General features: G+C 58.9%; 11 protein-coding genes. 1 reads left to right on the top strand and 10 read right to left on the bottom strand.

All coding sequences use genetic code 11. The annotated features are described in order from the left end of the window. Positions 1 to 15 precede the first annotated feature (15 nt). Genes G6N18_RS12310 through dndB form a run of 5 tightly spaced genes read right to left on the bottom strand, consistent with a single transcriptional unit; the run spans position 16 to position 6,410 of the window. Positions 16 to 1,482: a DNA phosphorothioation-associated putative methyltransferase gene (locus G6N18_RS12310; protein WP_083005171.1), complete on the bottom strand. Its 1,467-nt coding sequence runs from the start codon at positions 1,480 to 1,482 to the stop codon at positions 16 to 18. Further along, a complete protein-coding gene (gene dndE / locus G6N18_RS12305) occupies positions 1,479 to 1,871 on the bottom strand; it encodes a DNA sulfur modification protein DndE (protein WP_083005174.1) in 393 nt (130 codons plus the stop codon). The genes G6N18_RS12310 and dndE overlap by 4 nt, the downstream gene beginning before the upstream one ends. Next, positions 1,868 to 3,847, bottom strand: a complete 1,980-nt coding sequence (dndD, locus tag G6N18_RS12300; RefSeq protein WP_083005178.1) for a DNA sulfur modification protein DndD — start codon at positions 3,845 to 3,847, stop codon at positions 1,868 to 1,870. Before dndD ends, dndE begins: the two co-directional genes overlap by 4 nt. After that, positions 3,844 to 5,385: a DNA phosphorothioation system sulfurtransferase DndC gene (gene dndC / locus G6N18_RS12295; protein ID WP_083005182.1), complete on the bottom strand. Its 1,542-nt coding sequence runs from the start codon at positions 5,383 to 5,385 to the stop codon at positions 3,844 to 3,846. The genes dndD and dndC overlap by 4 nt, the downstream gene beginning before the upstream one ends. Then, on the bottom strand, positions 5,382 to 6,410 hold the full coding sequence (gene dndB / locus G6N18_RS12290) for a DNA sulfur modification protein DndB (protein ID WP_234806227.1): 1,029 nt from the start codon (positions 6,408 to 6,410) through the stop codon (positions 5,382 to 5,384). Before dndB ends, dndC begins: the two co-directional genes overlap by 4 nt. Before the next feature lie 220 nt (positions 6,411 to 6,630). On the opposite strand from dndB, the gene dndA reads away from it, so the two are divergent. Continuing rightward, positions 6,631 to 7,824, top strand: a complete 1,194-nt coding sequence (gene dndA / locus G6N18_RS12285; RefSeq protein ID WP_083005189.1) for a cysteine desulfurase DndA — start codon at positions 6,631 to 6,633, stop codon at positions 7,822 to 7,824. A gap of 32 nt (positions 7,825 to 7,856) precedes the next feature. On the opposite strand, the gene G6N18_RS12280 is transcribed toward dndA, so the two are convergent. The 5 genes from G6N18_RS12280 to G6N18_RS12265 form a co-directional block, all read right to left on the bottom strand. Continuing rightward, entirely contained in the window at positions 7,857 to 8,330 is a 474-nt protein-coding gene (locus G6N18_RS12280; RefSeq protein WP_083005192.1) for a DNA phosphorothioation-associated protein 4, read from the bottom strand. Further along, a complete protein-coding gene (locus G6N18_RS12275; RefSeq protein ID WP_083005196.1) occupies positions 8,327 to 10,384 on the bottom strand; it encodes an AAA family ATPase in 2,058 nt (685 codons plus the stop codon). Before G6N18_RS12275 ends, G6N18_RS12280 begins: the two co-directional genes overlap by 4 nt. Next, positions 10,381 to 10,515, bottom strand: coding sequence for a hypothetical protein (locus tag G6N18_RS24730; RefSeq protein ID WP_264007205.1), 135 nt, complete (start codon positions 10,513 to 10,515; stop codon positions 10,381 to 10,383). The genes G6N18_RS12275 and G6N18_RS24730 overlap by 4 nt, the downstream gene beginning before the upstream one ends. Positions 10,516 to 10,578: 63 nt before the next feature. Then, positions 10,579 to 12,714 carry a DEAD/DEAH box helicase family protein gene (locus G6N18_RS12270; RefSeq protein ID WP_083005199.1) on the bottom strand — a complete coding sequence of 712 codons (2,136 nt, stop codon included), beginning with the start codon at positions 12,712 to 12,714 and terminating at the stop codon, positions 10,579 to 10,581. Beyond that, a complete protein-coding gene (locus tag G6N18_RS12265; protein WP_163689871.1) occupies positions 12,711 to 15,218 on the bottom strand; it encodes a sigma factor-like helix-turn-helix DNA-binding protein in 2,508 nt (835 codons plus the stop codon). Before G6N18_RS12265 ends, G6N18_RS12270 begins: the two co-directional genes overlap by 4 nt. Positions 15,219 to 16,212: the final 994 nt, after the last annotated feature.

Here is a 16,212-nt window from a genome sequence, read left to right as displayed (position 1 = left end):
CGCCGCACCGTTCGTTCACGAAGGCGCCCCGCCCACTGTCGGACGAAGAAGGCGGTGACCATGTACTGAAACGTTCGCGGAGCGCAGCGCCTGACGCCATCCCTCCGAGGTTCCAATCGTCTCAGGATGCGCATACAACCCTGCCAGTTGCTCAGCGCGCGTAAGCCTCGAATACATCACTCGCCTCGGATGATCGGCTCCGAGAAACTCTTCCTTGCGATGCAGAAGCGGCGGGTTTGGCGACCGGGTGTAGTCACGCCAGTCGACAGTGAGCTTGCGAAGGTTAACTATCACCGACGACGCGAGAGTGGGATGAGCGTCCCGGTCGAAGCCCGGGTAAGTCAAGTAAGAAATCTGTGGTTCGGCCACCGAGAGCTTTACCAGGTTGGCGTGCTCGACAGTTCCAGAGAGTGCCCTTGCGCACCCCTCGTACACCTGCATGATCGGCGGCAGCTCAGCGAGCGCGCTTCGATGCACGTATAGAGCACTTGGGGTCTGCTTGCCTACCGTGGAGGACCGGGCGTTCACCAGGATGATGGCTGGGTCGCCGCACGCCAACAGCATGCGGTCGGCCTGTAGGCACGCGTCCCGATACTTGCCGAAGAGCGTTCGGATGTCGGTGGCGAGAGTTACCCCAAGCTGGTTGAACCGTGGCCGCCCACTGAAGCGCGAAAGCGCAATATACACAAGTAGTTCAGCGCGCCGATGGATCGTCACCTTCTTCCAGAATTCGTCGTCAGTGACTTTACGAATCAGCTGCTGAGCGCGCCCGATGCTGCCGACCGCCTCCGTTATCGCCGATACTGCATCATTGTTGAGCTCGCCGCTTCGCGGGGCTCGGCCATGGAGCTTCATGAATGACAAAAGCGGTTCTAGCGCTCCCACATTCATCTCGTACACTTCATGCGGGTCTATCTGCAGGCTAGGTCTGTAAATGTGAACCCTATTGGCAAGGAACGCCTGCGCATCGGTTGTCTCTCTAAACGCGTAGTAGATACCCGGCGCAGCAGCATGGACCTCAGCTCCCAGAGTGTCCTTTATCCAACGACCGAGCTCGGCTTGCTCGTAAAGCTTTTGGAAAGTGCCGGTACGTGTCATCAAGCCGTCACCGAGAGGGCGACCCGACAGACTGCGCGCATCCCATGTGAGTCTCGACGACACGACAAGGGCGCGGCCTGCGAGCTGCCAAGCGCTCCGTAGGGTTTCGACCCGTTCTTGCGGGTCCTCGATCACGTTGACCACGTAACCGAGGTTCACGACATCAGCGGACTCCCGCGGAGCTGACGGGCGATGCGTTGGGTCCCACCCGTTCACGGTGTACCCAAGCGCGGCCAGGTTACGAAGATCATCGCCTCTGCCGCAACCGTAATCGAAGACGGAAGTCGCCTCGGTCACGACAGAATCACGAATTGCAGTAGCGACTGGACGCGATAGGGCCGCCCGACTCATCGCCGTTTTGTGTCGGGCGACCCGATCAGTCATGCGGCCGATTCGTCGCCGAGCGCGATGCCCGCAAGGCCAGCCACATCGGTGACGCGGGGGTCGCCGACGAGATAACCGATGCCCCGATGCAAATGAAGCCGGAATTGCGTAGCGAGGGTTTCGTCATCTAGCGCGAGACCGTCAACATAGCACCGGTATCGCACCAGGCCCCAGTAGACGTCACCGTGTTCGCCGGCGAACACGCGCCACGACATTTCGACGGTGCTATCCAACGTCAACTGCACCGATGGTGGTTGCGCTTCCTCGGCCAGCGATCGGCACAATGCCCACCGGCATAGGATGTTCCAGTTGGCGATGCCGGTTCGCCGTTTAAGCGTGATGAGTTGGTCGCGCGCGGTCTGGGAAAGCCGGATGTTTTCGATCGTCATGACTGCTCCCAGAAGTAGCCACTTGCAACGGACGTCGCGTTCTTCGCCTGATCGAACACTAATCGATAGGAGCGGCCGACGTACTTCTGTATCCGGATGTAGGCGTCGTCGTCGATTTCGGTGTCGGTCGACAGCAGGAGAACCTGATGGCTCGCGAAGGGAAAGTAGCGTTCCAGCAAATGCTCCCGATGCGATCCATCGAGTCGGCCTAGCGGTGTATCGATGACAACGGGGAGCGGCTGACCGGCCGCACGTGCGAGTCCCCACAGCAAGGCTGTTGCCAGCAGCTGTCGCTCGCCAGCAGAGAGATCGCTGGCCGGCAGCGGCACCCCGTTGCGGCCAGTCAACTGGACCATGTTGGTCTTTGGATCTATGTCGACCTGCGTGATGAGATTATCCTTACGCAGCAGGCGTCCAAGCGCGTCGAGCACGAGCTCGGAGATCCGGCCAAGGTGGCGCTCACTCGCGGCCAGTCGAAGCTCAGCGAGGGTCGTCCGCACGCGATCTACGTGATCGACGAGCCGCCGCTGGTCGTCCGCCTTCAGCGATTCGCCAGCAGCTTTCTCGAGCGTCGCTTCATAGGCAGCCTCTGCGCGCGCCCGGTCTTGTCGCGCCAGCCCCAATCGCTCCTCGGAAACCGTGAGAGCGGCGCGGTGTCGTTCCAGATCCGCCATCGCGGTGGTGCGCTCCCCGATTAGCGAGCCGATCGCCTCGTCATCCGGTATCGCAACCAGGAGGCGCTCTGCTTGTTCGAGCTTTCCGCGTGCCACATTGCGTAGTTCGATCAGCTCGCGTAGGCGCTTGTCGGCGCCAGGAAGTGTCGAAGAGGTGAGATGGCGGACTACCGCGGTGTCGGAGATGCCTACGATTTCAGGGGCTGACGTTGCGGCCGCGCGGATCTGGCGATCCTCTTGCATAAATTGCTCTACCTGATTCCGGACCGCTTTCGCGATTCTCGCCTTCTCGAGCATTTGAACGATCTCGCTGTCGCGATTGGCCAATATATCCGCGACCGCTCGATTCCGCTCACCCTCAGACTCCGACTCAATCTGCGCCGACATGCCCTGCAGCAGCTCGATGACTAGAAGCAGCGGTGCTGACTCGCTCATCTCGTGACGGATCGCTTCTTCGATGCGCCCTACTTCGGTTCGAAGGCCCTCCGCTGAGCGTTCGGCTGAGTCGCGTTGCTCAAGGAGATCACCGCCGGCGGAGTGATAGCGCTCGTTGATCTCAAATAGCGCTTTCTCTGCTCTCTCTACCTCGACTCGCACGCCGGCGATGTCGTGGGCCGCCGCCTCCTCGGCCTGGCGCGCAGCGGTAACCGCCTGCTGCCCGAAATCAACGGCCTCGCGCAGCTTCTCTGGTACCTGGGCGTTCTGATGACGCTTTCGCAGAACCGCGAGATCCGTCGACAACCGGTCGACAAGCTCAAGGCCCATCAGAGATGCTAGCGCCGACGACAACACCTCCTGTGAACGCTCTAGATCGGCGAGCGCCTCAATCTGTTCGCCATCGAAGAAGAACAGTCCCGCGATACCGCGGGGGAGGAACGCCTCGATGTGTTCGCTCCACGTCGAAGTAAGCGCTTCATCATGTTTTCCGTCCACCGAGACTAGGAGTATCTCGCGAATCGACGCGCCCGTACTTCGCCAGCTGCGGCGTATCCAATATTCGCGCTCGATGCCTTCTTGATGGGCATGAAACGTCAACTCCAAAGCCGCGCCCTCGCTTGCGTGCACACCGCGATGAATCAACCCTCGCAGGTAGTTCTCGTAGCTACCAGACTTCCTCGCAGCAGTCTGTGCGAGCGGTCCATAGAGGACGAGATGGATTGCTTCAAGTAGCGTCGTCTTTCCGGCGCCGTTAAGTCCGCCGATGAGCACGATCGGCTTCTTCGAAGACGGGGGAGTCAGCTCGATCGTGTTACGTCCCGCAAAGGTGCCCACGTTATGTAGTACGAGCTGGTCGATGATCACTCTGCGGCTCCTAACTGCGCAGGTCGGACGAAACCATCCGCCACGTCGAGCGGATCAGGTTCGTCTACGCTTTCGCCCTTTCGAATATCGAAGGCAGCCTTACGATTAAGTGCGCGGGCGGTGGCGTCGACTTCGTCATCATAGAATCCGCGCCGAAGCGCCTTCTCGAGTGAATCGAACAGCCCAGCGCGACGAGACCGCGATCGGTGTCGCTGCTCCACATCGAGCAGCTCGCGCACGAGTTCGAAATGCAGGCGATCGTCCCCAACGACCTCTTTAAGGACCTCAATCGCTTCTGCGCCCAGAGGCAGGTGCTCGTCTAGCGGGCGACCTGGGTAATCGTTTCCGGTGGCGTCCTTATAGATCCGCGGGAGGGCGTCTTCGAACTCGTGCTTTTCGACTACCCAGTGTCTGCGGATTTCTTCGAGTTCGGCAAGGGTAATCAGCTCGAGTGATCGCACATATTCAGGGCCGTTGGCCCGGATCCAAGCTTGGGCCTCGAGGAGTTGAGTGAGCCACTGCTCTCGGGCACTCTGCGTATACGGACCGGGTATCGGCTTGTCGTGAAATAGCTGGACGGAGCCATTCATCCGGCGGAAATCACGGAGGTGCCGATCGTCGGCAACGTCGAGGGCGTTGCGTAGCTCCAATAGCGGAAGCATCCACTCCTTCTCGTCGTCGTTTTGTATCATCGCCGACATCGACTTGTCTTTGTCGACTAAAGTGCATGTCCAGCAACCAAACCGGCTGTCGCCGCAACTTGGCGTAGTGGAGTCCACGACCAGTGGGCACTCGCCATCCGGCGATGCGCCCTGATACATCGTCAGGAGTTCCTTATTCGAGTAGCCCCAGGGGTTAGCGGTTTGCATCAGGAACGTCCACACATCGTCGTTCGACCAATTCTCCACCGGTGAGTAGACCAAACAGTTTGGCAATGAGTCGTTGGGACTCAAGAGATCTCTCGACCGTCGCGCCTCGAGTGCAGTCATGCGATGCGAGCGTCCACTGCTCTCGGCCTTTCGCGTGCCGAGAACGAGGATGGCCTCTCCGTGCGACCGGACCATGTTTCGGATGAACGCATTGGACGGCTTGATCTTCAGTCGCTCGGTGCACCAGCGAAACTTCGGCCGCGGAGCTGGATAGCCACGGCCGATGAGATTCACCCAGAAGGTGTCAGTCACCGAGGGTGTCAAGCGATGAGGAGTGATAGGCAGGTTCTGTGCTGTGGCTTGTTCGGCCAGTACGTCGAGAGAGTGCGTAACCCACGCTGCAACAACAGGATTCTCGACGAGGGTATCGGTGCTAATCACGTGAACAGGTTTGGTTCGCTTCTTCTCCGGTAACCCGGCCAGGGCCAGCCAAACGAGCTGCAGCACCGCCGTCGAATCCTTGCCGCCTGAGTAGCCGACGACCCATGGGACGGAATCGACGAGATACAACTCGCGCGTCTGGTCGAGGAGGGCGTCGATCGTCGACCCGTACCCCAACTCGTCGAACGCAGAATGTTTTCGAGGGGTGATCGGAAGTTGACGCTTCACCTGTCACTCCTAACTAACCCATCCTCGGCTTGCTGTTCATCCGGTGGTAGTTCCAGTCCGAGGACTGAGCGGATATAACCGGCAGTAAGCAGCACATTGGCCGCGCCCTTGCTCACTTTCCCGCCGACGGTGGCTCGCCCCTCCCAGGTTGATGCATTGGCCCTGTGCCAATCGATGTCGGTGAGCTTCTTAAGTGTGGCCTCCCAGACTTTCTCGTCCTGAGATACGCGGATTAGCGCATTCCCGATCTTGCCGATTGACTGAAGGACCACACCGTGACTGTGGATGAAATCGCGCCGCACTTCACCCGAGCTGACATCCCGGTCGCGCACTTGCTGCCATTCAGGGAACTGTTCAGCGACCAAGGTCCAGAAGCGACTTGCGACGTCTACCTGCCGCTCTAGAGAGCCTGTATCGATTCCATCGAGTAGAGCCTTATTCGCGCTGTAGAACGCGGAGAGAGTGAAGAGCTTGCGAGATCGAGCGGAGAGGTTACTTGTCTCAGTCTCGGTCAGGTCACTAAAGAAGGGAGACCGCATCACCACAAGCTTTGTGACTGCGGACATTTCGTCCCGGTGGTCATACAGGACACCGATGGATTTTGACGGTCTAATGGCGTGCCGGTTGAGATCAGCGAACATCTGCTGGCAGCGACTCAACCCGACATCGAGAAAGAGCACGATGGCGATGCTCTCGTCACCCAGGTCAGGATTTTCGGCGAGCGCATGCTGGATCGCCGCGCGGCGGTGTTGTCCATCGTTGATGACGAACCGCGCCGACATAGGGATCGTCAGCGTTCCGACACGCTCACCGGGGCCGTTGGCGCTATCCATAGGTTCGAAGAGAACTTCGGCATTCACCGACGCGGTCAGGGCGGAGAAGATGTACGAGTCGGGGTTGTCGACGATGTACCGGCTGATCTCGGGTACACGCGCCTTGTTCAGCGTGCGCTGCGCTCGCATCTCCGGAGGGAGTTCCTCTTCATCGAAAAGGAACAGACGCGGTATGAGGCGCAGCGGGCACATCGTCACGTAGTACTCTCGACCTGCTTGAATGCCCCGAATCGCAGGGAAAACGTACTCGTAGCCGCTAGAGCGTGCGCGCTCCTGCGGTTCTGTTGGGGCTGGTTCGAGTTGGGTCGCTGTCATGTTCTCTCCTCAGTCGCGGTTGTACGGAAGTCCGCATCCGTACAAGGCACTGTGTCGTTCCGTACTTGTGTCGGAAGGTACACGTACGCTGTGGCCCATGACGGTAACGACGCCCACCGACACGCCATCTTTTTCAAGCCTCGGAGAAAGCGATCGACCTGTTTACTTGGATTGCAACGCGACCACGCCGCTGGATCCAAGGGTGAGCGACGAGGTATCGATCTGGATGTCGGAGGAGTTCGGGAACGCCGGTAGTCGAACCCACATGTTCGGCCAGCTGGCAAAGGACAGGGTCACTCGAGCGCGCAAGGAGGTCGCGGAGGTTGTCGACGCCCAACCGGACGAGGTCATCTTCACCAGCGGCGCGACTGAAAGCAATAACCTTGCACTGTTGGGTCTTGCCGAATATGGCAGTGTGACCGGTAAGCGGCACGTCATCTGTAGCCAGATAGAACACAAGGCGGTGTTAGAACCGGTCGAGGTACTCGCGAAACGGGGGTTCGAAGTTACGACGCTAGCCCCTACTTCTGAGGGGTTGATCGACCCGCAAGACCTCGCTGAGGCCCTCCGGCCCGACACGCTACTTGTTTCAATCATGGCCCTTAACAATGAAACCGGTGTAATACAACCTACGGAAGGCTTTGCGGAAGTCCTCTCTGGCCACGTGGCTTTCTTCCACGTGGACGCTGCTCAAGCCTTCGGGAAACTAATTGAGCCATTGCGGCTTAAGCGCATCGACTTGATCTCCATCTCGGGTCACAAGGTCTACGGACCGAAAGGAATTGGAGCTCTGGTCGCGCGGCGACGGCGATATAAACGTCCGCCTCTTCAGCCATTGATGTTTGGTGGCGGCCAAGAACGTGGTTTACGCCCCGGCACCTTGCCCGTCGCACTCATCGCGGGCCTCGGACTAGCATCGAACTTGGCTTTGGAAGAACATGCTGATCGAAACCGCTATTGCGCGACGGTAAAACGAGAAGCGCTCGCTGCCCTCGAGCCACTTGGGATCGACCACAACGGCGCCCGAGATGCAACTGCGCCGCACACGCTCAACTTCTCAGTGCCGGGCGTCGATTCCGAAGCCGCGGTCGTTGCACTCAAAGACGTCGTCGCGATTTCGAACGGGTCGGCGTGCACCTCCCAGACCTACAAGCCGAGCCACGTGTTGACCGCGGCTGGACTTCCATCGCAACAAATTTCGGGTGCACTCAGGCTGTCATGGAGCCATCTCACTCCACGAGTGAATTGGAGCCAGGTGGCGAATCGATTGGAAGCGTTGAAGAACACTTAGCGGATCCCCGGTGGCTGCTGTACCAATGCTGGTTAACCCCAGTTCACTCCCGTAAGCAGTTCATCGACAGTGGCCGCCTGGGCGCCGCCGTCGTCGCTGAATGCCTCAGTGACAAGGTCGATTAGCACCAAGTTGGCTGGTTTGTGCCGCACGTTGACCTGCTCCTGGACATACTCCAGCCCGCCGTTCGCGTATTCCTCGAAGATTCGGAGGCGTTCCTCGACACGCGCGACGTCCATAATCTCGGGATCGTCGGAAACGACATTTGCGGCAATCATATTGATCAGCGTGTCGCTGAAGCTTGGAGTGGTCAAGGTTTCGTAGCGAATTGGGTCGCCGGCTGCGTTCGTAAATGGGACCCGCCGTTCGTGGCGGTAACCGACTGCGGCCGCGTACAGAAGGATGTCTCGATAGGTGGGAAACTTGGCTTCAGTCTGAAGTTCTTGCATGAGCGCCTCGTGCTGCTGCGGTCGACGGACGCGGGCATCGGTGGGTGCCAATGTCATTTGATCACCTTGAATTCGGAGTAGTCCGACTCTGCGGACCGGATGTAGGGATACGACATGCCCCCAAGTTCGATCTCATCGGAGACACTTCCTGGGGCGGTTGAGTTGGTCACGATCACGCCGAGGTGGCTGACGTAAGGCATCAGTTCGGTTACTACGGTGCCGAGGCCTTGGCTCTTACTCACTAGCACGACGAGCTGCGGAGCCATTTTCGCGAGGGCCCGGGACACGGCTTCCTGATAGTCCTCATCGAGCGAGCCGAATGCCGCGTCCATAACGATTGGGAAGGTCCCAGCATCCTCTGCTGCGGTACCCTCCGCACGTCGTTCCTTTCGTATCTCGCGGGCGAGCTTCGATACCGCCGCCACAAAGCTGAGGCTTAAGATCTGGTTCTCGCCAGTAGATTTCGGTACGGGCAACTGGACGCCGCCAACGTCTTTGTGCAACGTCAACTCGAAACCTGCGTTCAGTGTGGGTATGTGATTCTGGTGAGTGATGCTTTGGAACACTGATTTGAGTTCGGCGTCCAGGCGTCTCCGCATGTCCTCTTCACGAATCGACAGGATTTCCTCGAGGGCGCGCTTGACACTTTGAACTAGATCCGAGCGTGATCGCGCCTTGGCGGCCAATTCGTCAGTGACCTCAGCGCGAGACCTATCTTTGGTTTTCTGCTCGATCTCCTTCGCGATCGTCCGGAGTTCAGATTCGATGGCACCTTTTCGTTGATGTTTAATGCCGATCCGGTTTTCGAGATCCATGCGTTTGGTCTCGAGCGCTTGAACGTCCTCCATCCGACTGTCCTTTAGCTTGCCGTCAAGCTCGGACTTGCGTTCCTCCAAGCGGGTAACTCTGTCCCGCTCGGCGTTGATTCGCTTCATCAATTGGGCGAGAGATTCCCGCAGTTCGTCGCGTGCGCCGGATAGAGGAGGTATCTGGCCGCTGAGCTTCTGCCATGCAGTTTCGACTGCCTGGAGGCCGGCGCGTTGGCGCCATTCCCTAACGTGGTCCCATGGCTCGGAGTGTTCGATGAGCGGCGTACCGCAGATGCACGTGCCGTCGTCCAAAAGTTGGTCGACGAACTCTCGCTTTAGAGGCGCCGGCAAAGCTCCTTTCCTGTAGAGGGATTCTGCTATTGCCAACGTCTTTTCGCCGAGTGTGTCCGTGAAGGCTTGAAAACCGCGGGTTGCGATCAGAAGTGCCCGCTCCGCCTCCGCGGATTCGCGGGCCGCGCGCGCTTCGCCTAGCTCACTAGTGACGGCATCGCGTTGGGCTTGGATGGGCGCCGCCTCGGCGTGTTGACGAAGTAGGTCCGTAGTGCGGTCGCGTTCCTCTGACAGGATCGCCAAGTCGCCCTCTATGACCTTGAGCTCATCACGTGCCTTCGCCTGTTGTTCAGATAGTGAGTCGATTGCGTCCTGGATCTTGCTGGCGGTGTCGCCCCCATGCTTTTTCAGTTCATTCGTCAACTTGCGATCAACTTTTGGCAGATGAGCGATAGCGCGTTCCACCTGTTCCAGGTCCAGGAGCACCTTAATGTCTTTCTGGACTTCGGCGTACGCGCCTTTCTTGACTAGATTCTCGATGCGCTCACCATTGAAAAAGAAGAAGCGACTCACTCCGCGAGGCAAGATGCTGTAGATCGTCTCCTGCGGCGCATGACTGATCTCCGAGGAACCGTCTCGACGTGTCACCCAGAGTTGCACCTCGGGCGAAAGGGGCCCCTGGGCGTCAGATTCCTTGCGGAGAGTGGCGCTACGCAACAGGCGATAGTCCTGGCCCTCATGGTCGAATCGGATGTCGACCGCGACATCGATCGACTCGCCGATCGGCAAGGCGCGCCAGACGCTGTCGGTAACCATCCGTTGTTGTTGTTCCACATCTTCCGACATGGTGCCGTAGAGCGCCCACGTGAAGGCGTTGAGCAGCGTCGTTTTCCCGGAACCGTTGGCCCCGAACAGCAGCGTGACCGGCTTTACTGAGTCCGAGGTCAGATCGATCGTTTGGACGCCCTTAAATTGGCGGAAGTTTGTCAGGCTGATCGACTTCAGCTTCATGGGATTATCTCCTTAACCGCAGCGAGCAGATCGTCTGTCGCGTCATACGCAGTCATGTGAAGCTTGGCGCGCTCGATCTCAAGCACTCGTTTGAGCAGCGCCCGCTCCTCATTGCTGAGTTCCTCGAGCACATGCTTCTCCGTGCGACCTTCAGACACCTGCCGCCCCTCCCTTGATAAGTGTTCACTGTCCGCCTACATATCCATCAGTTGATAGCGCTCTTTCACAGGCCGCAGTACCTCGAGAGTTGCCTCGTAGTTATCGGAGAGCTTGCCGAACTCGTTTGCCCGTTCGAGTTCGCGAGTAAGTAGCGATCGTTCCACATCAAAGTTTATTGGCGTACCTGCCGGTGGGACCGCGAGGTAGTCGACGATCTCGGCATGATCCTTTCCCTCCGCCCGACGAAGAAGACGCCCGCGCCGCTGAATGAACTGACGCGGGTTGGAACTACTTGCAAGGATGTATCCAGTTCTCGCATCCGGTATGTCGACCCCTTCGTCGAGGCAGCGCATCGCGACTAGAACTCGGAGATCACTGCCGGTACCGAACCGGCGAAGCAACACCTTGCGTTCCGCGCGTGGCGTCTCAGAGATGTATGAGTGCGCTGACAGATGTAGCTCGTTGCCGACCAAGTTCATCACGTCTTGAAGCTGGTTCGGGCCAGCCGGCTCGGCCGGCTCCGATGGCCGGCGTCCCTCCGCGCAGTACACAAGTTGGAACCAGGAGTCGCGGCGCATTCTGAGGTCTTGACGTAGGGCGTCCAGCTTTTTATCGGCGTGGCCAAGGATTCCTGATCGTTGGCGCAGCAAGAACCCCAGGGGCGAAGCGGGGTCGGCGTTTTCCAAGTCATCACCTGCCGCGATCCGTGCAGCGATCTGTGCCGTTAGGTTTACGTAAAGGTTGGTCTCAGTCTCGTTCAGTTCGATAAGACGCGGCAGATAGAAGTAGCGAGTCAGGGCGCCCATCTTGATAGCTTCCTCGAGCCCGAGTTCAAACACGATGGGACCAAAGTAGTCCAGCAGTGCATCGGTGCCCTCGTCGTCAAACCACCGCTCTGGCGTCGCGGACAACGCGAGCCGATACGTCGCGTTCGAGGGAAGCAAGGTGCGGTAGGCCGATGAACCGAGATTGTGAGCCTCGTCAGCAATTATCAAGAGCGGTTGAGTAATTCGCGTAAGAAGCGATTGAAACTTGTGACCTGCGAACGAGGCGTTTGTGGCGACCATTGCCGTAATGGGTCGTTGCCCCATGCGGGACTCGTTAAGTTGGTCCTCTAATACGGACAACCATTTCTGGCTGGATTCGTAAACGGCGACTGGACGAATGCCGAAGTCCTGGACTTCGGTGATCCATTGGTCGACAAGGTGTTGAAGTGGGGCAAGGATCAGGACGATCAGCGGTTGCTCACGCTGACGCAGTGTGTTGCTCAGTTGAGTAGCGGCGATCATCGCGGTTTTGGTCTTGCCAGTTCCTGTCGCCATCTTGAGCACGCCGCGAGCCCGATGCTGCAGCCAAGACTCAACAGCTCCGCGCTGATAGTCGCGAACGGTTAGCCAGCTCGGGAACGCTAAGCGATTTGGTTCGTAGACCTCAACGACGGGCGGAGTCAAGGCGTTGTCCCGTCCGGGCAGCGTCCGGTGAGCACGGTCGTGTCCTAGCTTGACGAGCCTCTCGCGTGCCACGTCGGAGAATCGCTCGATGCTCAGATGAGGCGTCTGGTTTGACCATAAGGCTTGGAAGTCAGATTCCAGTCGAAGCGCACGCGCCCCATCGCCCGCTACCCAACCGCGATAGACTTCAACGGATTCGAAGTTAGCCGCTAGGCCGCCGTACGTTTCATTGCTGCTTCCGGTAAACCCGACCAGATCCCCGAGCTCATCACGAAAGACGCCGATCTTCTCGTGGTAGATGCCGATGCGTCCGTTATGCTCAACAAAAGCCAATTTGATGTCTAGCCGTCCGTCTGCAATAAGCCGACCGAGCATGCCTAGGCCGTCTAGAACTGACTCGGCCAGCTCCTGATCCAGCTCGCGGACCGTCGCTCGCTCGATCACTTCTCTTCTGTCGTAACCCCGTTCAATATCGACGATGTCGTCCTCGTTGAGATGTGGAGAGGCGATTAGGCGCATAGTGCCGCCACGCTCAGCGAAGGCATCGATGCCCCGGGCGTATAGCGCTAAGCTCGTTGAAGTGAAGTAGCCGACGGCTCTGCTATAGCTGGAGGCCACCTTGAACGCCGGCACGAAGAATTTGGAAACGACATCTTCTTGGTCGCTCCGATAGCGGTCGTTGAGGAGGAGTGACCGAAGGCCACGCGGCTCAGAAGTCAAAGTAGATCCAAGATCTCGTCAACTGCGGCGTTATGCTTTGGCTCCTGTTGGTCCATCTCGCCGGTCTCCAGGAAATGCCGCAGACTGGTGAGTAAATCCGCTACGTCGCCGTCACCGCGCTCTCGATACGCAGCGATCACGCTGACAATCGGTGCAGTGTCGTCCATTCCGACCGCGCGTGCCAACGCCGATCGCGCATCCTCACGATCTGTGGTCCCCGGGGTGCCTATCAGACTCAGAACGTCGGTGAGCGGTTCACCCGTCATGTCTCGGCATGGTGAGAACGAGAAGCTCCCATCATCATGGAGCACGAGAAAGGCATCGGTGCCAGCGGCGATGTCGCCATCCAGCAAGAAGCGGCGGATTGTGCCGAATGACGGCTGTGTGCCAGTCCACGCTACGACCTGAGGGCCCAGCGGAGACTCGAGCTGACGGGTTTCCCCGAATTGCAAACCAAGGATGGTTGCGATCGCTTTGGGCGCGACTGAGCCACTGCCGCGAAGGTGGTCCTTACTTACGCGGATCCGGTACGCCCAAGCATCATGCTGACGAAAGAGTCGACGGGTTCTACCGGGTGTCTTTCGCACCTCTTGTCCCTCACCGGCTAACCGCACCACTCCGTCCCGCTGCTCGAAGGGTGGCGAACTAGCATAAGCTATAACGGAATTCGCGCTCACACTGTAGCGCCCGGTGATGTTTTCCACGAGATTGTCGAGATCAACGCGACCTCCGTTGCGTGTGACCATCTCACGAATTAGAGATCGGATTCCTGCATATGTATCCATTCCCCATTCGGTGAGCGCCCAGCGATCACGGTCGACACGTTCGAAGCGGTCATCGAGCGCCATCGTATTCCGGAGTGATGTAACGCTGCGTTCGAACACGAATCGATCTAGGATGTCCTTCGAGCTCATAGGCGTCCCGGTCAGTGACAATATGGCCGCCGCGTAGTCGCCGATCGACTGTGTGCGCGTAAGCACAAATGCGCCCTCGATGATGTAGCCACAGTGTGATAGCCACGATGCCGTAAACTCCGGGCGCCGATCGGGCTCAGCAGTTTCAACAAGCATGAGGTCCTCGAGCCGGACGACGCCATACTTGTCCGCTCGCTCTTGTAACTGAGTTTGCGTCATGACGCGTGCCGCGGTCATTGTTGGGACAACGCACCACCCATCTTCGATCTCATAGGCATCATCGAGTCGGTCAAGAACCCGCCAAGCTGGGTGTCCGACAGACTCAACTAGACGGCCGAGCGCGGGCATGAAGCTCAGGAGTTCGTCTAACGGCCGGATCGTTCCGATTAAGGTTCGAGCAGCCTCCGCGACGGTGGCTAGTGCGCCTTCACCAGAGATGGAACTCAGCATCTCTCCGCGGGCCTTGCCCTCAATTTGGCGAATTCGTTCACGCGTAACGTTGTGCTGACGACCTAGCTCGTCGAGGGTAAAAGGGTCGTCGGCGAACAAGCGATGTCGGAGGACTTGGATCGCTCGCGAATCGAGCTGGCGAAGTGCGGCGTCAAACAATGCTGCAGCGTCGAGTGCAAGTTGATCTTCGCCCAGGACGTCGTCCGCCCGCAGCGTCTCCAGGTGTTGGCGTGCTTTCAGCACGGCAGGCGGCGCACCAACGGCAAGCTCCGTACTCAATAAGGCTTGGCCTGGTGTGCCAACGGTGGCGAACCACTCGGCGATGACAGACAAAGCATCGACAACCGAGGACGTCCATGACGGCTGCGTCGCACCACCATGTGGATGTGAGCGCGGCTGGCTCGGCGAGAGATGCTGCGTAACTACCGGCGGCGTCGTGATGGACGTAGAGAAATCTGCCAGCGTTCGAAGGATCACGTCGACAGTGCCGATTCCAACCTGCCGCCAATCCATCATCGAATCGAGTGTGACGCCTGCGAGGTCGGCGGCGGTGTTGCAGCCTTCTCGTTGAAGGACATTCTTTGCGCGCACGGTCAGTGGAAGTTCGCGAAAGTCGACGTCCGGGGAGAGTCCAGGGAAAATTTGCCCGATTGTCCATTGCGTCAGGCGCTCCATGGCGAGTCGCGAGATCTCGGCGAGGCGCTGGAGCCTAGGCGCCGTATTAAAGTCGTCGATCGGCTCATCCCACCAAGGGGGTGAGCCGATTTCAGCTGCGCCCATGAGCCAGGGGAACGCGTCAAGCCATGATGTTGGGCGTTGGTTCTTCTGGAGATCGCCTTCGCTTACGTCGCTACTGACTGATGTCGCCGTACGTTCGATCAACGGTCCATCGGGCTCGAGGCTTTCGGCTCTACCGGAGCTTCTGCCGGTGTCATTCAAGTCACCCGCGTCGACTGCGTCCTGCCAGCGTGTCTCGCCGGAACGTAGCCACGTTTCGGCTTGCTCGAGTGACAATTCGTAGCCATCTGGTGCTGTTAAATACAGATGATCGGGTTTGCAGCACAACGTTTTATTACAGCGCCTACGAACGTGTAACTTGTTGCCAGGCAGTAAGTCCCGTGTCCGTCCGTTGATGACCATCCAGGTCCAACGGTGGGGAGCCAAGGTGGGCAAGTCTCGGTAGTCTCGTCCGTCACCATCGGCGCGGCACGCGACCGGGCCAGATGTCGGAGCGATCCAGCAACCCGCATCGTCAACCGTGCACATGGCTGCGATTGCTTGGATGTCGTCAGTGAGAACAAGCCGGTCGTCGGTTGGCCGTAATCGAGCTGCAATGCCGAGGGCATCTTGCCACCTTGGCTTGCCCGAGCGTATCCACATTTCCGCTTGTTCGAGGGATAATTCCTGGCCATCTGGAGCAGTCAGGTAGAGGTGGTCAGGCTTGCAGCACATCGTCTTATTGCAACGACGCCGAACTTGAAGCATGCGGCCTGGTAATGGGTTTCGTGTACGGCCGTGAACAACCATCCAAGTCCATCGATGCGGAGCTAGGGTCGGCAGGTCCCGATGATCACGATCATCGCCGACGGCTCGGCATGCGACTGGTGCGGCCGTCGGCGCAATCCAACAGCCGGCGTCGTCAATCGCGCAAACGCCTTTGATTGAGTCAAGGTCATCTTGTAGAACCAAGCGGCCGTTCCGACCCTCGGGCTCTTCGCTCCCGATTACTGCTGTGGTGCCCGCGGCGATGACCGACGCCGCCTCCGCATCGGTCAGCTCGCGCCCGCCGGCTAGAGCGGGAGTTAGGTGCTCTGGATTGCAGCACGCTTTACTATGGCAGCGGCGTCTAATCTGAATCAAATAGCTTGGCACGGAGTTGCCAGTCTGGTGGTTCGCGACAATCCAGGCCCAGCGGTGGAGCGGAATCTTCGGCAAGTCAAGATCGGACCGCTGGTCATCCCGCCCTCGACAACGTACAGCTTGGGCTGAGCGCGGCAGCCAACATCCATCTGAGTTTGTGTCGCAAAATTTGCGGATCTCGTCCAGATCATCGCCCACGACGCCGCTCCAATCGCGCCCGATCCCGGGTTGGACCGCATGTCCAGCGTGTTGTTGCTCCGTCTCAGCCGAAATG

The organism is Mycolicibacterium celeriflavum, assembly GCF_010731795.1.
Taxonomy (GTDB): domain Bacteria; phylum Actinomycetota; class Actinomycetes; order Mycobacteriales; family Mycobacteriaceae; genus Mycobacterium; species Mycobacterium celeriflavum.
The sequence above is the reverse complement of the archived record's forward strand: the minus strand, read 5'-3'. Positions and strand labels throughout refer to the sequence as shown.